The sequence below is a fragment of the Curtobacterium sp. L1-20 genome, assembly GCF_048755855.1.
In the GTDB taxonomy this organism is placed as follows: Bacteria; Actinomycetota; Actinomycetes; order Actinomycetales; family Microbacteriaceae; genus Curtobacterium.
In genome coordinates this window covers 874,518-894,202 of the sequence record NZ_CP151473.1, presented here as the reverse complement: position 1 = coordinate 894,202, position 19,685 = coordinate 874,518, and the positions used below count along the sequence as shown (strand labels likewise).

Sequence of the window (19,685 nt, the reverse complement as noted above, 5' to 3'; positions counted from 1 at the left end):
TTCGCCCCGGGCGGACCCCATGCGGATGCATGCTCAGGTCTCCCGCACCACGTCCGTCGGGTCCTTGTCCTCGCGCCACCCCCGCCACGACGGCTGGCGGAGCCGACCGTCCGACGTCCACTCCGCGAACTCGACCTCGCCGACGCGCTTCGGCGTCACCCAGTGCGCGTCGCGGGCGTCCGGTCGCGGCACGTCGACGAAGGGCGAGGTCTTCCGCTCGAGTGCGCCGAGCAGCGAGCCGATCTCGTCCAGGTCGCGGTCGCGGAACCCGGTGCCGACCTTGCCGACGTACTCGAGCCCGTCCGGTCCGGGCACGCCCAGCAACAGCGAGCCGACGCCACCCGCACGCCGACCGTTGCCCGGCTTCCAGCCGCCGACGACGACCTCCTGCGTCGCGTGGTGCTTGATCTTCACCCACGCCTCGGAGCGCCTGCCCTCGGCGTACCGGGACGACCGCTTCTTCGCCACGACCCCTTCGAGCCCCCGCTCCGCCGAAGCCGCGATCGCCCCTTCCAGGTCGCCGTCGTACGCAGGGGGGACGTCGATGGCTCCGCCCGGGTCGACGACGGTCTCCAGCGCCTGGCGCCGGGCGTCGTACCCGAGCCGGGTCAGCTCGTGGCCGTCCGCCTCGAGCACGTCGAAGAGCAGCAGCCGGACCGGCGTGTGCTCCCGTGCCGCCGCCACCTCGCGCTTCGCCGTCAGCCCCATCCGGTTCTGCAACCGCTGGAAGGACGGGCGGCCGCGGTCGTCCAGCGCCACGACCTCGCCGTCGAAGACGCCGTCGACGCCGGCGCGCTCCCCGAGTTCCTGCAGTTCCGGGTACTGGTCGGTGAGGTCGTTGCCGTTCCGGCTCCGGACGGTCACGACACCGTCCCGGACGGTGCAGAGGGCACGGATGCCGTCCCACTTCATCTCGACGACCCAGTCGGCCGGGTCGAGCGTCGGCTCCCCCTCGGCCAGGGTCGCCTGCATGGTCCGGCGTTCGGCCGGCGCGGTGTCCCCGGCTGCGGCCCTGTCGATGCGCCGCTGCCCGTCTCCCCGTGCGGCGGACGGACGGGAGGCGCGGCTCGCCCCCGCCCGCCCGCCGCCGTCCGCCAGACGGTCCGGCTGGTCCTTGGTGCGGTGGATCAGCCAGTTCTTCTCGTCGCCGTCACGGCCGCGCCCGCGCCCGCGCGTGTGCAGGAGCGCGAGCCGCCGCACCCCGCCCGCTCGGCCGTGCAGCGTCACGATGACCTCTTCGCCCTCGCGCCACTTCTCGAGCTCGTAGGTACCGTCGTCCCAGATCGTGACCGTCCCGCCGCCGTACTCGCCCTCCGGGATCGTCCCCTCGAACGCGCCGTACTCGAGCGGGTGGTCCTCGGTCTGCACGGCCAGGTGGTTCTTCCCCGGGTCGGTCGGTTCGCCCTTCGGCAGGGCCCAGCTGACGAGGACACCCTCGTGCTCGAGCCGGAAGTCGTAGTGGTCCCGGGTGGCGTGGTGCTCCTGGATGACGAACGTCGGCGTGCCGTCCTTCCGGACGGTGGGCGCGTCCTCGGGCACGGGCTCCGGTGTCCTCGACGCGTCCCGCTTCGCCCGGTACGCGGCCAGGCGGTCCCGGGCGGGCTGTTCGGCGTCGTTCGCACGCTGGGTGCGGTCGCTGTCCCAGTGTCCGTGGTCGCGCCTCCCGACCGCCAACGAGGCGGACGCGACCGGGTGCAGGTGGTCACCACGGTCCTCCAGGCGTTCCAGCACCTCGTCCAACGTGAGCTGCGCGAGCCCGCGCTCCTGGAGCTCCTCCCAGGTGCGCGGAGCGGCGACCGTCGGCCGCTCCCGGCCGCGCAGCGAGTAGGGCGCGATCGTCGTCTTGTTGCCGTTGTTCTGCGACCAGTCGACGAAGACCTTGCCCCGGCGTTCGGCCCGGCTCATCGAGGAGAGCACGAGGTCGGGCAGGTCCTGTTCGAGCGCCTTCGCGAGCTCGTGGGCGACGTCGGACACCTGCGACGTCGTCGCGCGACCGTCCAGCGCGGCGTAGAGGTGGATGCCCTTCGACCCCGACGTCACCGGGTACGGCGCGAGGCCCATGCCGTGCAGGACCTCCCGGGCGGCGACGGCGACCTCGACGCACTCCGCCAACCCGACGCCCTCACCGGGATCGAGGTCGAGCACGAGCCGGTCCGGGTTCTGCTGCGCGCCCCGCGGGCCGAAGCGCCACTGCGGGACGTGCAGTTCCAACGCGGCCTGCTGCGCCATCCACACGAGCGTGGGCAGGTCGTCGACGATCGGGTACTCGGTGTCGTGCTCCTTGTGCGCGATGGTGTGGTGACGCACCCAGTCGGGTGCCGAGTCGGGGAGGTTCTTCTCGAAGAACACCTTGCCGTCGACGCCGTTCGCCCAGCGCTTCCTGGTGACCGGTCGGTCCTTCACGTGCGGGATCATCCACGGGGCGACGCGTTCGTAGTACGCGATGACCTGGCCCTTCGTGGTGCCGGTCTCGGGGTAGAGCACCTTGTCGGTGTTCGTGAGGGCGATCTGCCGGTCGCCGACCAGGACCGTGGTCTTCCTCGCGACGGGGCTCACAGCGCGACCCCGGTCGCTCCTGCCACGGTCAGCGTGCTGCCGGAGGTGTACGACGACTCCGGCCCGGCGAGGTACACGTAGGCGCTGCCGAGCTCCACCGGCTGCGCGGGGCGACCGAACGGGGTGTCCTGGCCGTAGGCGGCGATCTCGTCGCCCGGGTAGCTGATCGGCTGGAGCGGCGTCCACACCGGACCGGGCACCACGGTGTTCGCCCGGATCCCCTTCGACGCGAGCTGTCGTGCCAGCCCGTTCGTGTAGGTGATGATCGCGGACTTCGTGGCCGCGTAGTCGATCATCCGGTCCTGCGGCTGGTACGCCGAGACCGAGCTCGTCGTCACGATCGCGCTGCCCGGTGCCATGTGCGGGACCGCGGAGCGGACCAGCCAGAACAGCGAGTAGAGGTTGACCTTCATCGTCCGGTCGAAGTCCTCGGTGCTCTGCTGGGTGACGTCCTCGTGCACCTGCTGGTGCCCGGCGACCAGCACGAGGGCGTCGAGGCCGCCGAGCTCGCTGACCGCGTCGCGCACGAGCGTGTCGCAGAACCCCTCGTCGGTGAGGTCGCCCGGCAGCAGCACCGCCTTGCGCCCGAGGTCGCCGATGACGTCGCGGACCTGTTCGAGGTCCTCGCGTTCCTCGGGCAGGGCGTTCAGGGCGACGTCCGCGCCCTCCTTCGCCATGGCGATCGCGGCGGCACGGCCGATGCCGGAGTCCGCCCCCGTGACGAGCACGCGGTAGCCCGGCATGCGTCCCGTGCCGAGGTAGGTGGTCTCCCCGTGGTCGGGAGCCGGGTCCATCGCGCTCGCCAGTCCCGACCCCTGCTGTGTCTGGGCGGGGAACGGCGGTCGGGCGTACTGGTCGCGCGGGTCCTGCTTGTCGAGCTGGCTCATGCGCCCATGCTGCTCGCGCGCACTGCCGGGCGTTCTCGGGTGGCCGGGCGTTCCCCGGCGTCCGCGCGTCCTCGGGCGGCCGGGAACCCGGGCGGCGCGGAGGGGTTCAGGACCGCGTCGTCGCCAGGAGACGGCGCACCCCCGGTCGGTCGCGACGGACCTGCCGGAAGGACACCGCGGCGATGCCCGCCCACAGGACCGCCGTGGTCCAGTGTCCGGGGTCCTCGACCAGCGCCATCACGCCCCACACCCCCGAGAGCACGACGCCGCTCCACGCGCCGAACGTGCGCCGATCGAGGTCGTCAGCGTACTGCTGCACGCGCGGCCGCCAGACCTGCTCCGGGACGTCCGCCGGGACGCTGCCCGAGCGCACCCACGTCCGGGTCGCCACGACCGCTGCCCGACCGCCCCGCCGCGCCCACGCGAACACCTGCACCATCGGCAGGACCACGGCGAGCGCGAGTGCGAGCACGACCGCGGCCGTCCACGGCGCCGGGCGGTCGAACGGGAACAGCACGAAGCAGAACGGCACGGCTGCGCCGAACACGGCCATGCCGCCGAGCTGCCACCACCCCGCGGCGTCGATGCGGTCCTCGTCCACGGCCCGCCGGGATGTCGTCGTCTCCCCCGTCATGGCCGCAGGCTACGCCCGTGCGCGTCCGCGCACACCTGCCGATCCGCTCGGAGCTGCGAGCCGGAGCGCCCGTCGACGGGCATCATGAGCGGATGAGGTCGATCTGGAAGGGCTCCATCGCGTTCGGGCTCGTGAACGTGCCGATCAAGGTGTACGCGGCCACCGAGACGCACGACGTCTCGCTGCACCAGGTCCACGACGAGGACAAGGGGCGCATCCGGTACAAGCGGGTGTGCGAGTTCGGCCACGAGGTCGAGTACGCCGACATCCAGCGCGCCTACGACGACGGCGAGAAGACCGTGGTGCTCACCGCGGACGACTTCAAGCAGCTGCCCGAGGAGCAGTCGCACGAGATCGAGGTCCTCGAGTTCGTGCCGGTCGAGCAGGTCGACCCGATGATGTTCGAGAAGTCGTACTACCTGGAGCCCGACTCCCGCTCGCCCAAGGCGTACGTGCTGCTCCGCGAGACGCTGGCGAAGACCGACCGGCTGGCGATCGTGCAGTTCACGCTCCGGCAGAAGACCCGGCTCGGGGTCCTCCGGGTGAACGACGAGGTCATCCTGCTGCAGGGGCTCCTCTGGGGCGACGAGGTGCGCGCCGCGGACTTCGCGGCCCTCGACACCTCGGTGAAGGTGAGCGCGAACGAACTGAAGATGTCGTCGTCGCTCGTCGACAGCATGTCCACCGACTTCGACCCCGACCGCTACACCGACGAGTACCAGGCCGAGCTGCAGCAGCTCATCGACGCCAAGCTCGAGGCCGGCGACGACGTCGACACCGAGCAGACCTTCGGCGAGCGCGCGGACGACGACGAGGACGGCGAGGGCGGCGACGTCATCGACCTGATGGCCGCCCTGCGGGCATCGGTGGACAAGAAGCGGTCAGGAGGCTCGGGGTCGCGGTCCTCGTCCGGGACGCGGTCCTCCTCGAGGTCGTCCACCGCCGCGGAGCGGACCTCGACCCGCGGGGCGTCGGCGAAGAGCAGCGGGTCGAAGGACGCCGAGGGCGGCGCCCCTGAGGCGCCGGCGAAGAAGGCCCCCGCCGAGAAGGCGGCCGCCACGAAGGCGCCCGCGAAGAAGGCTCCCGCCGCGAAGAAGACGTCGACCCCGAAGAAGCCGACGACCGCGAAGGCCCCTGCGAAGAAGCCGGCGGCGAAGAAGCAGGCGAGCTGACGAGGTCGGCGGTCGGCCCGACCGGCGTCCGGGCCCCGACCGGCGTCCGGGCCCCGACCGGGGTTCAGGCGCCGTCCGAGCCGCCGTCCGTCGCGCGTTCGTGCGCCTCGTCGACGTCCCGTGCGGTCCTGCGGAGCCCGAACGGCAACGCCGTCCACAGCGCCGCCGTGCCCACGAACACGGCGACCCCGCCGACGATCCCGCCCGCACCGCCGATCACCACGTCGAACACGAAGTAGACCGTGCCCGAGAACAGCAGCGCGCTCGCGATCAGGGCCGCGAGCAGGATCACGTTGCCGGCGCGGACGAGGTCGTGCTTCTGCCGCTGCCGGAACACCAGTCGGTGCGTCGCCACCGCCGACAGGGCCACGACCGTCACGACGACGGCGAGGACGACCAGGACGAGGTAGACCGTCTCCTGCCGACCCGTCAGGGTGGAGAACCGCTGCTGGAACGGCAGCGTCAGCAGGAACCCGGCGAGGATCTGCGTGCCGGTCTGCACGATGCGGAGTTCCTGCTGGATGTCGACCCAGTTCCGGTCCCACCGTTCGGTCGGGGTCTCGTGCCGACCGCGTTCCGTTGTGCTCACACCGCGAACCTACCCACCGCCGCGTCGACGACCGACGAGCTGCGACACGAGCCGGTAACACGGATCGGGGAGACTGGTCGGATGACTCCACAAGAGCCTGGGAGCCTGCAGTCGCCACCCGCGACCGACGGCCCACCCGTCACCGTCTCCGTCACCCGTCTGGTAGAACCCGAGCGCATCCCCGAGGTCACCCGCTGGGTGCAGTCCGGCGTGAACCTGGCCAACCGCTACCCCGGGTTCCTCGGCTCGGGGTGGGTGCGCTCGCACGCGACGAGCCGCGAGTGGCACATGCTGTACCGGTTCGCCGACCACGACTCGCTCGCCACGTGGGAGAACTCCGACGACCGGCTGCGGTGGCTCGACCTCGGCCGCGACCTCGTGGTCGAATCCCGCGTCGAGAGGCGCACCGGGATCGAGGGGTGGTTCGACGTCCCGCAGGACGCCCCGGCCTCGAGCGCTCCCCCGCGCTGGAAGCAGGCGGTGAGCATCTGGCTCGGGTTCTTCCCGGTCAACCTCGTGTTCACGTACCTGGTCGGCTGGCTCGTCCCCGCGTTCGGGCACCTGGCCGTGCTGCCCCGGGTGCTCGTCACGACGCTCGTGCTCACGCCGATCATGACGTTCTGGGTGCTGCCGTTCGTGACGAAGCTCATCCGCCCCTGGCTCCTGGCGCCGCCCCGGAAGGCGTGACCTCAGCCGAGCACCGACAGCTGGTCGAGCCGCTCGAGGATGACGCCCTCGCGCAGGGCCCACGGGCAGATCTCGAGGGCCGGCAGGTCGAAGATGTCGAGGCACGCCTCGGCGACGAGGGCCCCGGGCACCACCTGGTGCGCGCGGCTCGCCGAGACGCCCGGCAGCGTCGCGAGCTCGTCGACCGACATCGTGAGCAGTTCCGGCAGCTTCTGGCGCAGTACGGCGCCGTCGAGGGCGCGGGGCACGAGCGGCCCGGCGGCGGACGGGGCGGCACCGCAGATCCGGGCGATCGACCGGAACGTCTTCGACGTCGCCACGGCGCGGTCGGGGCGGCCCGAGCGGAGCAGTCGTCCGGCGTCGCGCGCGATCGCGACGCGGATCTCGTGCCGGATCCGACGCACGTCGTCCTCGGTCGGGGTGCCGGCGGCGAAGTAGGAGCGCGCCAGACGTGCGGCGCCGATCGGCATCGACCACGCGACGTCCGGTGCCTCGTCGGCACCGCCCGCGATCTCGAGCGAGCCGCCGCCGATGTCGAACACCGCGAGCCGTCCTGCTGACCACCCGAACCAGCGGCGGACGGCGAGGAACGTCAGCCGCGCCTCGTCGCCACCGGACAGGACCGCCAGCTCGACGCCGGTCGAGGCCTCGACGTGGGCGAGCACCGCGTCCGAGTTGCCGGCGTCGCGGACGGCCGAGGTCGCGAACGCGAGCATGTCCTCGCACCCGCGTTCCTCGGCGACCCGGACGGCGTCCGCCACGAACGCGGTGAGGGCGTCGACGCCCTGCGGGGTCACCGCGCCGGCGTCGTCGAGGTGCTCGGCGAGCCGGAGCGGCTGCTTGAACGAGGACGCCGGCAACGGTGCGGCGCCGCCGTGGGCGTCCACCACCAGCAGGTGCCCGGTGTTGGACCCGATGTCGAGGACTCCCACGCGCATGGGGACAACGCTAGCGGGGCCGGGAGCGCGGGCCGCTCAGCGGTGGCGCGCCATCGGCACGTGGCCCGCGCCGACCGAGCCTGCGAGGGAGGACTCACGCCCGCAGGAAGCGCTCCAGTTCCGCCGTGGTCGGGTACGAGGCCTGCGCGCCCACCCCGGTCGCGGCGTACGCACCGACGCCGACGGCGAACCGTGCCGCGTCGACGAGGGGGTCCCCCGCCGCGAGACGGAGCGCCACGGCCCCCATGAAGGCGTCGCCGCACCCCGTGGTGTCGACCGGCTCCACCCGCACGGCGTCGATCGACACCGGGTCGGCGTCGCCGTCGTGGACGGTGCAGCCCGCGCCGCCCCGCGTGACGACGGACCGGGTGACGCCGTGGTCGCCCAGCGCGGCGGCCTCGTGCTCGTTCACGAGCAGGACGTCGGTCAGCTCGAGGAGCTCGTCCGGAACGGCACCGAACGGCGACAGGTTCGTCAGCACGGTGACCCCCGCGGCTCGTGCGGCCCGGGCGGCAGCGAGGACCACGTCGATCGAGACCTCGAGGCAGAGGCCGAGCACCGCGGCGCCGTCGAAGGCGTCCGCGGGGACGTCGGTCGGCGCCAACGTGGCGTTCGCCCCGCCGGAGATCACGATGGTGTTCTCCCCCGCGGCGTCGACCGTGATGACGGCGGTGCCGGTGGCCACGCCCTCCCGGACGGCGACGTGCGTGACGTCCGCACCCGCAGCCGCGACGGAGTCGCGGAGCAGCGTCCCGTTCCCGTCGTCGCCCACCGCACCGACCATCCGGACCGCGCCCCCGAGCCTCCCGGCAGCCACCGCCTGGTTGGCGGACTTGCCGCCGGGCAGGGTCTGCAGGTCCGACCCGTGCAGGGTCTCCCCCGGCTTCGGGAACCGTTCGGTGCGGACCACCAGGTCGGCGTTGAGCGATCCGACGATCACGATGGTCTCGGTCACCGGGCGGTCTCCTTCTGCGCTGTGACGGACGCCGTCTCGGCGCCCTCGGGTCGGGGGATCAGGAACGAGATCGCGAGCGCGACCGTCGTGATCGCGGCCCCGAGCAGCATGCCACCGGAGTACCCGGCGGTCCCCGCGGACCCGCCGACGCCGAGGGCGATCTGCAGCGCCGGCAGCACCGCGAAGCTCACCCCGGCGCCGAGGTTGAACGCGCCGGCGTTCAGGCCGGGGAGGAAGCCGGGGTTCGACGCCGGCGACAACACGATGCCGAGGCCGTTCAGGATGATGTTCGCGATGCCGGCGTAGGTGACGCCGATCAGGACGGTCGCGGTGACCAGGACCGGCAGGGAGTGCACGCCGACGAGCGCCATCAGGACCGTCGAGACGATGCTGCCGACCAGGCCGACGCGGAGCACGGCACGGTAGCCGATCGTCGGCGCGAGGCGACCCGCGAAGGGTCCGACGATCCAGCCGACCAGTGCGTAGGGGGTGAGGAACACGAGCGACGCCAGGTCGGGCTCCATGCCGAAGCCGGCGTCGCCGTTCTGGGCGAGGCTCGTGACGAGTCCGTTGACGACGGCGAACACGCCCGTCATCGTGAGGAACGTCGTCGCGAGGAGCGCCCACGTGGCCCGCCGCTTCAGGAAGCGCGTCTCGACCAGGGGCTCGCGCACCCTCGACTCGACCGCCCAGAACACGGCGAAGGCGACGAGCGCGACCACGACACCGCCGACCACCAGCACCGGGTTCGCCGCGCCGAGCTTGCCGGCCTCGTTGAAGGCGGTGAGCAGCGCGCCGACGGAGACCACGAGGGGGACGACACCGACCCAGTCCATCCGGGTCCCTGCGGAGGGCTTCGACTCGACGCCCCAGACGGTGACGAGCGCCAGCGCGACCACCGTGACGACGGCGATCACCCAGAAGATGCCGCGGAAGCCGAAGTTCGTCGCGATCCACCCGCCGGCCAGGGCGTCGACGCCCGCGATGCCACCGTTCACCGCGGTGAGCAGACCGAGCGCGGCACCGTAGCGCTTCGGGTCGCTGATCTCGTTCCGGAGCACGAGCAGGCAGATCGGCACGACCGGCCCGGTGACGCCCTGGATGATGCGGCCGGCGAAGAGCATCGGCACGTTCACCGCGAGCGCGGCGACGACGCTGCCGACGAGCATCACGGCGAGCATGCCGACCAGGACCCGCTTGCGGCCGACGATGTCGGACAGCCGCGGCAGGAACAGCGAGAAGAGCGCCGCGAGGGTGAAGTACAGGGTCTGCGAGAGCCCGATGGTGGCGTCGTCGGTGTGCAGTTCCCGCGCCATCGTGACCAGCGCGGGGCTGAGCATGCTCGCGTTGAGCTGGAACGCGATGCACGCGGCGAGGAGCGCGGCGGTGAGGGCGCCGATCGACTTCGTCGTCGATGTGGTGGTCATGGTGCTCAGGCCTCCGGGGTCGTGGTGGTGGCGGCGCTCGGCACCGTCGTGATGCCGGCCTCGACGGCGTCGGCGGCTGCCCGCGGGGTCCAGCCGGTGTCGGGCGTCTCGCCGATGCGCTCGAGGGCGTCGACGACGAGGTCCCAGAATCGGGCGTGGTCGAGTTCCGTCGCGGCGCTGGTGCGGCAGTCCTCCGGCGCCGGCGCACGGAAGTCCGCGACGGTCATGCCGAGGGTCAGCGCGCCTTGGGTCTCCACACGGATCGGGACCTTCACGGCGCGGACGATGGTCGGGTCGATGACGTACGCGACCGCGCAGGGGTCGTGGACCGGCGGGGCGTCGAAGCCCTGGGCGTCCTTGTAGGTCTGGCCGAAGAAGTCGAGCAGTTCGCCGACGAACGCGGCCGGACCCGTGCCCACGGCGGCGATGCGCGCGGCGACCTCGGGGGTGGCGAGGGCCTGGTGGGTGAGGTCGAGACCGACCATGACGACGTCCCAGCCCGCCTCGAAGACGATCGCGGCGGCCTCGGGGTCGATGACGATGTTGAACTCGGCGACCGGGCTCCAGTTGCCGACGTGCACGCCGCCACCCATCAGCACGACCTGCTTGACGCGCTCGACGATCCGCGGCTCCTTGCGGGCGGCGAGGGCGATGTTCGTCAGGCCGCCGGTCGGCACGAGCGTCACGGTGCCGGGCTCGTGCGCCATCACCGTGTCGATGATCAGGTCGACGGCGTGACGCTCGTCGAGGTCGAAGGACGGCTCGGGGAGCGCCGGCCCGTCGAGGCCGCTCTCGCCGTGGATGGCCGGGGCGACCTCGATCTGGCGCAGCAGCGGACGGGCGGCCCCGGCGGCGAACGGCACACCGGTGATGCCGGCGATCCGCGCGACGGCGAGGGCGTTGCGGGTGACCTTCGGCAGGGTCTGGTTGCCGACGACCGTGGTGACGGCGAGGAGCTCGACGTCCGGGTTGCCGTGCGCCAGCAGGATGGCGACGGCGTCGTCGTGACCGGGGTCGCAGTCGAGGATGATCTTGGACGGCTGGGTCGTTCCGGACACGCGAGGTGCTCCACTTCGTCGGGGATGAGGCTTGGGCCCGACGTGGTGGGGATCCGCGGCGGAGGATCAGCTCCCGCGGCACGTCAAGCGTTTGACATGGAAGCACGTCAAGCGTTTGACGTCAAGCCGGGCCGAGACGGACGGGCGGTCGGCGCGCGGTCGACGGGCCGTCGAGGGCTCCGTGCCGACCGGCATCGGTAGCATCGGAGCGTGCCATCCTCAGCCGTCCCCGGCCGCCGTGTGACCGCTGCGATGGTGGCCGACCGTGCCGGCACGAGCATCGCCACGGTGTCGCTCGTGGTGAACGGCAAGGAGCGCGGTCGCGTGTCCGCCCCGATCGCCTCGCGGGTGCGCGAGGCCGTCGAGGAGCTCGGGTACGTCGTCGACCACGCGGCGAGCTCCCTGGCCCGCGGGAGCGGCGACCTCGTCGTGCTCATCGCGCCCGACCTGTCGAACCCCTTCTTCGCCGAGGTCATCCGCGGCGTCCGTGACACCCTCGGTGACCGCTTCCAGCTCGTGCTGTCCGTCACCGAGCGCGGCGCCCAGCCCACCGCCGCCGACGTCCGGCGGTTCGAGCGGCTCCGCCCGGCGGGGATCCTCGTGGACGCCCCGGCGGCCGGCGAGTCCATGGCAGCCGGCATGCCGGTGGTGCTGCTCGACGCCCCCGGGGGTCCGGACGCCGTGAACTACGACCTCTCCCCCGGCGTCCACGCGCTCGTCGCCCACCTGCACGAGCGTGGACACCGGCGGGTCGGCTACCTCGACGGGACCTCGCGGGCCGCGACGTTCGGCGTCCGCCGGGAGCTCTTCGAGCAGGAGTGCGCGGCGGCCGGCATCGAGGTCTCCGAGGTCACGGCGCGCGCCGACCTCACCGTCGACGCCGCGGCCTCGGCGACGGAGCACGTCCTCGAGGCGTGGCAGGACGACGACGTCACCGCCGTCGTCGCGGCCGCGGACACGCTCGCCTACGGCGTGCTGCGCACCGCCGTCCGGTCGGGCATCGCGGTCCCGGGGCAGCTGGCCGTCGCCGGGTTCGACGACCTGCCGTCGTCGTCGGTGACCGCGCCGGCGCTCACGAGCGTCGCGCTCCCCGGCGCGGAACTCGGTCGCGCCGCGGCACTCCGGCTGCTCGCCACGCTCGACGCCACCGAGGTCGCGACGACCGCGCTGCCGACCCGGCTCGTCCGCCGGGCCAGCACGGGCGCGTAGCGCGCCGCGCTGGCGCTGCCGGTCCAGTTCGGCCCGGTCCTGCACGCGGAAGCGACGCTTCTCCCCGAGGTGCTCACGTCATCTCCGCGAAAGCGACAGTGCGCCGCCGATGTTCCGCGGCAGACTGTCGCTCTCGCGATGCGGGTGCAACCGCAATCGGCCGCGGCGGTGGACGCACGCCACGACGGACGGGAGGCCCGGTTCCGGCCGGCAACGGGCCTCCCGTCCGCGCGCGGTACCGACCACACCGCCAGGCGACAGATCCCGCCCGTCGCGCACGATCACCGACGCGAAAGCGACAGATGTCCGCGGACGTTCCGCGCAGATCTGTCGCTTTCGCGAGGCAACTACTGCGGCGTGCGGTCCGCGGGGTCGGCCGTCTGCGCAAGCTCCGCATGCGCCGCGCGCTGCGCACGCTCGAGCTCGTCGGCTTCCTCGCCCCCGACGGCCTCGCCGCGGGCGACCATGCCGGCCGTGTCGGACAACGTGATCTGCGGCAGGAACAACGCCAGCAGGAACGCCACCGCGATGAACGGCAGCAGGTACCAGAACACCGGTGCGAGCGAGTCGGCGTACGCGTTCACGATGCCGTCCTGCACCGCAGCCGGCAGCTTCGCGACGGTCGCCGGGTCGATGCTGCCCGCCGATGACGCCGCGTCGGTCGCCGAGCCACCGGCTCCGCGGAACACGTCCGTGAGCGACGTCGTGAGCCGCGCCGTGAACAGGGCGCCGAACACGGCGGTGCCGAGGGAGGCACCGACCTCGCGGAAGTAGTTGTTCGTCGAGGTGGCGGTGCCGACCTGCTCGGCGGGCACGGCGTTCTGCGCGACGAGGACGACCACCTGCATGATCAGGCCGAGCCCCGCACCGAACACGAACAGGTACGCGCAGATGAGCCAGATCGGGGTGTCCGCCGCCAGCTGGGTCATCGCGAGCATCGCGACGGCCACCAGGACCGTGCCGACGATCGGGAACATCCGGTAGCGCCCGGTCTTGGTGATCAGGACACCCGATGCGATGGACGTCCCGATCAGGCCGGCCATCATCGGCAGCATCAGCAGACCCGACACCGCGGCCGAGGTGCCGGACGCCATCTGCAGGAACGTGGGCACGAAGCCGATCGCGGCGAACATTCCGATGCCGAGCACGAGGCCGATGCCCGTCGCCAGCAGGAACGTGCGGTTCCGGAAGAACGAGAGCGGGAGCACCGGGTCCTGCGCCCGCGACTCCACGAACACCAGGAGCGCGGCCGACACGACGAGTCCGGCGAACCAGGCCCACGTCTCGACGGCGTCCCAGCCGTGGTCGCGGCTGCCACCGAACTCCGAGAAGAAGACCAGGCACGTGGTCGCGGCGGACATGAAGAGCACGCCCAGCACGTCGATGCGCTTCGTCGCCTTCTTGTTCGGCAGGGTCAGCGCGAACCACGCCACGAAGAACGCCGCGATGCCGACCGGGATGTTGATGTAGAACGCCCAGTTCCAGGTGAGGTGGTCGACGAAGAAGCCGCCGAGCAGCGGGCCGCCGATCGCGGACAGGCCGAAGATCGCGCCGAGCGGGCCGAGGTACTTGCCGCGCTGCGAGGCGGGCACGATGTCCGCGATGATCGCCTGCGACAGGATCATCAGACCGCCGCCGCCGAGTCCCTGCATCGCGCGGAACACGACGAGCTGGGTGAAGTCACCGGCGAACGCGCACCCGGCGGACGCGATGGTGAACAGCGCGATCGCGATGAGGAACAGGTTGCGGCGGCCGAGGACGTCGCCGAACTTGCCGTAGACGGGCATCACGATGGTGGAGGCGAGCAGGTAGCCGGTCGTCAGCCACGCCTGGTGCGCGACGCCGCCGAGTTCGCCGACGATGGTGGGCATCGCCGTGGACACGATGGTCTGGTCGAGGCTGGAGAGCAGCATCCCCGCGATGAGCGCGGAGAAGATGATCCAGATGCGCCGCTGCGTGAGCAGCAGCGGTCCGTCGGAGCCTGGGCGAGCACGCTTGGTCGTGCCCGGCGCGGTGGCGCTCATGGGGTGGTGTCCTGTCCGGTCGAGATGGCCGCCCGCATCAGGCGGAGGTTGGTGGTGAGCAGGTCCCCGAACGTCGGCCCGGTCACTTCGTCGAACGCGTCGTCGAAGTACGTCTCCGCCGTCACCTTGAGCATGCCCGCGGCCGCCTCGGTGACGAGCCGCGCCCGGCGGTCGTCCGGGTCGTCCCACCCGAAGCGCAGGCGGACGGCGTCGGTGATCCGGGCGAGCTGCACGTCCGTCGCGGACAGGAAGCGGGCGACGAGCGCCGGCTCCCGCTCGAAGACGCCGCGGACCAGGACCTCGTCCGCGCGGTCGATGCCCGCGCGGTGGAACTGGTCGATCGCCATTGCCACGATCGAGTCGAGCGGGTCGAGGTCGTCGGCGACGACCCCGCCCGCGGCGTAGGACTCGATCGCCTCGACGTCGGCGTGCAGCTCGATGCCGAGGACGACGTCCTCCTTCGACGCGAAGTGGTTGAAGAAGGTGCGCCGGGACACCCCGACGGTCTCGCACAACTGCTCGATCGTGAACCCGTGCAGGCCGTGCGCGATCGTCGAACGGCGCGCTTCGACGATCATGCGTCGGCGCAGCGCGCGGGTGCGTCCGGTGGTGCTCACCGGACAAGAATTGCACTCTCGCGCTGAGAGTGCAATGTGTGATCAGGTCAGAGCGCCTTCGCGAAGCAGAACGACCACGGCATGGTCGCGGCGTAGGGCTCGTAGACCGGGATCGGGTCCCATCCGGTCTTCTCGTACAGGGCGACGGCGTCGGGCTGCCTGTCCCCGGTCTGCAGGATCAGCCGGTCGGCACCGAGCTCACGGCCGACGCGCTCGCACTCGTCGAGCAGCGCGGTGGCCGCGCCCTTGCCCCGCGCCGCTGCCAGCACGATCAGGCGCTTGAGCTCGACCTCGTCGCGGAGCCGACGGATCGCGATGTGCCCCACGGCCCGCCCGGCCTCGTCGACAGCCAGGAGCGAGGTGATGACCGTCGTCGGGTCGACCGACAGCGCGCGGCTCCGTTCTGCCGTCACCGCCGGGTCCTCGTCGGCGTTGGACGAGCCGTAGCGCTCGTGCATCTCCTCGTCCATGCGGGCGCGGAGTTCCTCGGCGCGGGGGTCGTCCCACGCGACGCGTTCGATCGTGATCACGGTCGACGATCCTGTCACGGATGCCGGCGCCGACGCACGCTCAGGCGCGGCCGGCCAGCGCGGCGATCGCGCCGTCCCCGCCACGGAGCGCGGCGAGCACGGCAGCGGCGTCGTCGTGCACCTCGACCGCACCGGCCCCGCGGAGTTCGTCCCCGCCGATGCCGCCGGTCATCACCGCGATGCAGGTCACCCCGACACGGCCGGCCGACTCGACGTCCCACATCGCGTCGCCCACCATCACGGCGGCGTCGGCACGCACGCCCGCGCGGTCGAGGGCGACCTGGATGATGCCGGGGTCCGGCTTCGCCTGCTCGACGTCCTCGGAGCTCGTCACCGCGGTGAGCCACTCCTCGGCGTCGAGCAGCTCGCGCAGGCGGGCGAGTTCCTGCTCGGGCGCACTGGTCGCCAGCACGACGGCGTGCCCCGCCTCGGCGACCGCCCGGAGCAGGTCGCGCGCCCCCGGCAGCAGCCGCAGCTGCGGCATGTGCTCGGAGTAGTACGCGGTGTGGAACCCCTTGACCGTGTCGCGCGTCTCGTCGGACGCGTCCGGCAGCAGCTCCTCGAGCAGCTTCGCGGAGTCCATGCCGATGGCCCGGTGGATCCGCCAGGCGTCGACGGACTCGCCCGCGGCGCGAACGGCTCGCCACCAGGCGTCGATGTGGGCGTAGTTGGAGTCGACGAGGGTGCCGTCGATGTCGAACAGGACAGCGGTGGAGGGTGCATCGGCCATCCCTCCACCCTGGCCCTGGAGGCGCGGGTCGCCTCCCAGGGGCGATCCGCGTCCGTCAGACGGTGACCGACTCCCCCGCGGCCAGGATCTGCACCGGCACCGGTCCGAGGCCGTCCGACCCGAGGAACCGCGCCGCCGACTGCTGTCCGACCTCGCTCAGCATCGCCTCGTGGATCTGCACCGCGCGCTCCGGGGACACCGCGCGGACGTAGTCGACCGCCTCGGCCGTGTTCGTCCACGGTCCGCTGGTGGGCAACAGGAGGGTCTGCACCGGGACCCCCGGCACGAGGTACGCGTCCCCCGGGTGGAAGACGACGCCGTCCACGAGGTAGCCGACGTTGGCGACGGTGGGGACGTCGCGGTGGATCACGGCGTGCTCCTCGCCGAAGACCTGCACCGAGAACGGACCGACCTCGAACGCGTCACCGGCGGACACCGCCGCGACCCGGCCGTCGTGCGCGCCGAGCTGGTCGACGATCGCCTCCGGCCCACGGACGACGAGCGAGGCGTTCGCGTCCAGGGCGGCACGGACGGCGTCGACATCGAGGTGGTCGAAGTGCTCGTGCGTGACCAGCACGGCGACGGCTGCCGTTGCCAGGTCTGCGGCCTCGGGCGTGAAGGTGCCCGGGTCGATGACGAGCGTGGCGCCGTCCCGCTCGAGGACGACCGTGGCGTGGTTGTACTTCGTCAGCTCCATGCCACCGACTCTACGGACCGCCGCCCCGGTCGGACGTCAGCCCCTGTGCGGACGCCACCGCACGACGACGGGAGGCACGGTGCCAGCCGGCACCGTGCCTCCCGTCGACCGCTCGGTCGCGTCAGCTGCTGCGCACGTCGTCGGCCGCGCCCTGGGCGTGGTCCTTGACGTCGGACGCGGCGCCCTGCGCCTCGTCCTTGACCGTCTGCGCGGCGTCCTTCGCCGTGCCGGAGAGGTCCTGCGCGTGCTCCTTCGCGGAGTCGCCGAGCTGCGAACCGACGTCCTTCGCCTGCTCCTTGACCTCGTCGACGAGCGGAGCGGCCTTCTCCTTCAGCTCGCCGGCGAGCTCCTCCTCCTTGTCCGAGGTCGGGATGAGGGACGACACCAGCCAGCCGGCACCGAACGCGATGAGGCCGACCGCGAGCGGGTTGCCCTTGGCCTTCTCGACGCCGCGGTGTGCGACGTCCTTCGCCTGGTCGGTGGCACCGGAGGCCGACCCCGACGCCGAGGAGCGCGCGGAGTCCGCAGCGCCCATGACGGAGTCGCGGACGCCCTGGAACCGGGTCTTCACCTTCTCGGTCTGCCGGTGTGCGATCGAGGACGGGCTGACCTTGTCGGCGAGCGCGTCCACGTCGGAGCCGAGCGTGCCTCGGGTGCGTTCGATGTCGGCACGGATCTCGTCTGGGGTGCTCATGGCTTCCTCCCGGTGTTCGGCTTGAGGGTGTCGGGGATTTCCTTGGCGGTCTCGACCGTCTGCGGGGCGCCCTGGATCTCCTTGACGGCCGTGCGGCCGCGCAGGGCGAGGATCGCGGCGGCGATCGCGTAGACGACGGCGATGACGACGGCGGACCACGCGTTGCCGATGAGGTACCCGAGCCCCCACCACGCAGCGATCGACAGGAACAGCAGGGCGAAGAGGGCGGTGAGTCCGGCGCCGCCGAACATGCCGCCGGCCTTGCCGGCCTTCTTCGCGGAGTCGGTCAGCTCGGCCTTGGCCAGTGCGACCTCCTGCCGGAAGAGGCTGGAGAGGTCCCGCGACACGTCGGAGAGCAACTCGCCGAGCGGTGTCGTCGCGGCACGTTCCTCGGGTGTGGGCTCACCCGTCGGGGTCGCCCCCGGGACGGTGTGGCTCATGCCGTGCTCCCCGTGCCGGGTGTGGTGTCCCCGGCTTCCTTCTCGTGCTTGACCTCGGTCGCCAGGGCCTTCGTCAGACGCCCGGCGAGGATGCCGGCGCCCGCCGCGATGGCGATGAAGGTGCCGGGACGCTTCGCGGCGAAGCTCTTGACCTCGTCGAGCAGCGAACCCGGGTCGCGGTTCTCGAGGAACCCGGCGGCGGAGCTCGCACGACCGGACAGGTCGCGGACGACCTTGGCCGCCACGCCCTGCTCGTCGTCGTTGTCGGCCATGCGACCGAGCTGCTCGCCGAGGCTGCGGAGCCCGCCGGCGGCACGCTGCTGCTGCTCGCCGGCCTGCTGCTTGAGCGTCTCCGACGCCTGGCCGTAGAGCTGCTTGGCGTGGTCGGTGGCCTCGGAGGCGACCTTCGAGGCCTGCTCCTTCGCGGTGCCGGCCACGTCGGAGGCCTTCGCCTTCGCGTCGCCGGCGACGTCCTGCGCAGCACCCTTCGCGGCGTCGGCCTTGCCGGAGCCGCCGTCGGTGCCGGATCCGGTGCTGGTGCCGGACCCGGCGTCCACGCCGGCGTCGACGTGGGTCCCGGTCCCGGTCGCGAAGCCGGGGGCACCTGCGCCGGTGGAGGTCGGGTGGGCGGGGAGCTGCTCGTCGGCGGGGACCGCGTCGAGCGGGGCGTCGAAGGGCACGTCGTCCGCCTCGTCCCCGAACGGCTCGTACGGCTTGGCGACGTCGGGGTCGCTCGGACCCGCCGCCGGTGTGGCGTTCGCGTAGGACGGGACGGTGACGCCGGGTCGGACCTCGTGGCCCTCGGACGCGGCGGTGCGGTCGTGGATCGGTGTCCCCGAGTCGTTCCCGGGTGGGTTCGTGGTCATGATCGGCCTTCCGGTGGTCGTCGCCCTCGGTGGAGACCGGGGGCGTTGCGTTCCCGAAGGTGCGCGCCCACCTCTGCGTCCTCACACAGGAACGCCAGGAAGCGCGGATCCCACATCCGTCCAGCGCAGTTCCGGTTGGATCGGGGGATGCCCCGCGTCTCCGTCGTCGTCCCCGTGCGGGACGACGCCGTGCTCCTCCGACGCTGCCTGGGAGCCCTGTCAGCGCAGACGGTCCCGCCCGACGAGGTGGTCGTCGTCGACAACGGCAGCCGGGACGACAGCGCCGCCGTCGCCCAGGGGGCCGGTGCGACGGTGCTGACCGAGCGTGTCCGCGGCATCGCCCGGGCGTCCGCCCGCGGGTACGACCACGCGACCGGGGACGTCCTCGTCCGGCTCGACGCCGACTCCGTCCCGCCACCCGGCTGGATCGCGGACGCGCTTCGGCTCCTCGAGGACCCCGGGGTCGTCGCCGTGACCGGCCCCGGTCGTCCGAGGGACGGCGGCCCCGTCGTCCGCCGGGTGTGGGACGCGCTCTACATGGGCCCGTACTTCGTCCTGATGTGGTCGGCGCTCGGTCGCCCGCCGCTCTTCGGGTCGGCCACCGCGATGCGCCGCGAGACGTGGCTCGCCGTCCGCTCCCGCGTCCACCGCCAGGACGCCGAGGTGCACGACGACGTCGACCTCAGCATGCAGCTGGACCCGGGGTGGCGGGTCGTGGCCGACCGCGCGCTCACCGTGCAGGTGTCCGCGCGACCGTTCGACGGGTTCGGGTCCGCGGTGCTGCGCACCCGACGCGCCTTCCACACGTTCCGGGTGAACGGCCGCCGCGCCAACCCGGTGCGCCGCTGGGCACGACGTGCCCGCGTCGCGGCACGGCTGCGCGCGGCGGCGCGCTGGTCGCGGCGCTGACCAGACGCGGCGTCCCACGGGCAGGAGACCCGACCACACGACGGACGGGAGGCGCGTGACCAGCGG

General features: G+C 72.5%; 20 protein-coding genes. 4 read left to right on the top strand and 16 right to left on the bottom strand.

All coding sequences use genetic code 11. The features are described from left to right. Window positions 1-33: 33 nt before the first annotated feature. The 3 genes from AAEP86_RS05770 to AAEP86_RS05760 form a co-directional block, all read right to left on the bottom strand. Window positions 34-2,556: an ATP-dependent DNA ligase gene (locus tag AAEP86_RS05770; RefSeq protein WP_420369587.1), complete on the bottom strand. Its 2,523-nt coding sequence runs from the start codon at window positions 2,554-2,556 to the stop codon at window positions 34-36. Continuing rightward, complete coding sequence (locus tag AAEP86_RS05765; RefSeq protein WP_420369586.1) at window positions 2,553-3,443, bottom strand: SDR family oxidoreductase; 891 nt, start codon at window positions 3,441-3,443, stop codon at window positions 2,553-2,555. Before AAEP86_RS05765 ends, AAEP86_RS05770 begins: the two co-directional genes overlap by 4 nt. Before the next feature lie 106 nt (window positions 3,444-3,549). Further along, window positions 3,550-4,077 (bottom strand): hypothetical protein, encoded by a 528-nt coding sequence (locus AAEP86_RS05760; protein WP_420369585.1) that lies wholly within the window; start codon window positions 4,075-4,077, stop codon window positions 3,550-3,552. Window positions 4,078-4,169: 92 nt separating this feature from the next. On the opposite strand from AAEP86_RS05760, the gene AAEP86_RS05755 reads away from it, so the two are divergent. Continuing rightward, entirely contained in the window at window positions 4,170-5,249 is a 1,080-nt protein-coding gene (locus AAEP86_RS05755) for a Ku protein (RefSeq protein ID WP_420369584.1), read from the top strand. 64 nt (window positions 5,250-5,313) lie between these two features. Here AAEP86_RS05755 and AAEP86_RS05750 read toward each other — a convergent pair whose 3' ends face one another. Beyond that, window positions 5,314-5,838 carry a DUF6328 family protein gene (locus AAEP86_RS05750; protein ID WP_420369583.1) on the bottom strand — a complete coding sequence of 175 codons (525 nt, stop codon included), beginning with the start codon at window positions 5,836-5,838 and terminating at the stop codon, window positions 5,314-5,316. An 81-nt stretch (window positions 5,839-5,919) separates the two neighbouring features. Between AAEP86_RS05750 and AAEP86_RS05745 the strand changes: the two genes are divergently transcribed. Continuing rightward, on the top strand, window positions 5,920-6,525 hold the full coding sequence (locus AAEP86_RS05745) for an antibiotic biosynthesis monooxygenase (protein WP_420369582.1): 606 nt from the start codon (window positions 5,920-5,922) through the stop codon (window positions 6,523-6,525). Window positions 6,526-6,527: 2 nt separating this feature from the next. Here AAEP86_RS05745 and AAEP86_RS05740 read toward each other — a convergent pair whose 3' ends face one another. From AAEP86_RS05740 to AAEP86_RS05725, 4 genes are all read right to left on the bottom strand, one after another. After that, window positions 6,528-7,463, bottom strand: coding sequence for a Ppx/GppA family phosphatase (locus AAEP86_RS05740; protein WP_420369581.1), 936 nt, complete (start codon window positions 7,461-7,463; stop codon window positions 6,528-6,530). Window positions 7,464-7,557: 94 nt separating this feature from the next. Then, the gene (locus tag AAEP86_RS05735; protein ID WP_420369580.1) at window positions 7,558-8,418 is read right to left on the bottom strand and encodes a ribokinase; all 861 of its coding nucleotides are present in this window, start codon (window positions 8,416-8,418) and stop codon (window positions 7,558-7,560) included. Then, entirely contained in the window at window positions 8,415-9,845 is a 1,431-nt protein-coding gene (locus AAEP86_RS05730) for an MFS transporter (RefSeq protein WP_420369579.1), read from the bottom strand. Before AAEP86_RS05730 ends, AAEP86_RS05735 begins: the two co-directional genes overlap by 4 nt. 5 nt (window positions 9,846-9,850) lie before the next feature. Further along, window positions 9,851-10,903: a nucleoside hydrolase gene (locus AAEP86_RS05725; protein WP_420369578.1), complete on the bottom strand. Its 1,053-nt coding sequence runs from the start codon at window positions 10,901-10,903 to the stop codon at window positions 9,851-9,853. 210 nt (window positions 10,904-11,113) lie between these two features. Here AAEP86_RS05725 and AAEP86_RS05720 point away from each other — a divergent pair, with 210 nt between their 5' ends. Continuing rightward, window positions 11,114-12,112, top strand: coding sequence for a LacI family DNA-binding transcriptional regulator (locus AAEP86_RS05720; RefSeq protein ID WP_420369577.1), 999 nt, complete (start codon window positions 11,114-11,116; stop codon window positions 12,110-12,112). 347 nt (window positions 12,113-12,459) lie between these two features. On the opposite strand, the gene AAEP86_RS05715 is transcribed toward AAEP86_RS05720, so the two are convergent. The 8 genes from AAEP86_RS05715 to AAEP86_RS05680 form a co-directional block, all read right to left on the bottom strand. Next, window positions 12,460-14,136, bottom strand: a complete 1,677-nt coding sequence (locus AAEP86_RS05715) for a DHA2 family efflux MFS transporter permease subunit (protein WP_420369576.1) — start codon at window positions 14,134-14,136, stop codon at window positions 12,460-12,462. Continuing rightward, window positions 14,133-14,753 carry a TetR/AcrR family transcriptional regulator gene (locus AAEP86_RS05710; RefSeq protein ID WP_420369575.1) on the bottom strand — a complete coding sequence of 207 codons (621 nt, stop codon included), beginning with the start codon at window positions 14,751-14,753 and terminating at the stop codon, window positions 14,133-14,135. The genes AAEP86_RS05715 and AAEP86_RS05710 overlap by 4 nt, the downstream gene beginning before the upstream one ends. Window positions 14,754-14,800: 47 nt before the next feature. Beyond that, window positions 14,801-15,283, bottom strand: a complete 483-nt coding sequence (locus tag AAEP86_RS05705; RefSeq protein ID WP_420369574.1) for a GNAT family N-acetyltransferase — start codon at window positions 15,281-15,283, stop codon at window positions 14,801-14,803. A 40-nt stretch (window positions 15,284-15,323) separates the two neighbouring features. Beyond that, the gene (locus AAEP86_RS05700; RefSeq protein WP_420369573.1) at window positions 15,324-16,013 is read right to left on the bottom strand and encodes an HAD family hydrolase; all 690 of its coding nucleotides are present in this window, start codon (window positions 16,011-16,013) and stop codon (window positions 15,324-15,326) included. Window positions 16,014-16,068: 55 nt separating this feature from the next. Continuing rightward, entirely contained in the window at window positions 16,069-16,710 is a 642-nt protein-coding gene (locus AAEP86_RS05695; RefSeq protein WP_420369572.1) for an MBL fold metallo-hydrolase, read from the bottom strand. A gap of 121 nt (window positions 16,711-16,831) precedes the next feature. Next, window positions 16,832-17,404, bottom strand: a complete 573-nt coding sequence (locus tag AAEP86_RS05690; protein ID WP_420369571.1) for a DUF3618 domain-containing protein — start codon at window positions 17,402-17,404, stop codon at window positions 16,832-16,834. Next, a complete protein-coding gene (locus AAEP86_RS05685) occupies window positions 17,401-17,844 on the bottom strand; it encodes a phage holin family protein (protein WP_420369570.1) in 444 nt (147 codons plus the stop codon). The genes AAEP86_RS05690 and AAEP86_RS05685 overlap by 4 nt, the downstream gene beginning before the upstream one ends. Continuing rightward, window positions 17,841-18,710 carry a hypothetical protein gene (locus AAEP86_RS05680; RefSeq protein WP_420369569.1) on the bottom strand — a complete coding sequence of 290 codons (870 nt, stop codon included), beginning with the start codon at window positions 18,708-18,710 and terminating at the stop codon, window positions 17,841-17,843. The genes AAEP86_RS05685 and AAEP86_RS05680 overlap by 4 nt, the downstream gene beginning before the upstream one ends. Before the next feature lie 147 nt (window positions 18,711-18,857). On the opposite strand from AAEP86_RS05680, the gene AAEP86_RS05675 reads away from it, so the two are divergent. Then, window positions 18,858-19,619 carry a glycosyltransferase family 2 protein gene (locus AAEP86_RS05675; protein ID WP_420369568.1) on the top strand — a complete coding sequence of 254 codons (762 nt, stop codon included), beginning with the start codon at window positions 18,858-18,860 and terminating at the stop codon, window positions 19,617-19,619. Window positions 19,620-19,685: the final 66 nt, after the last annotated feature.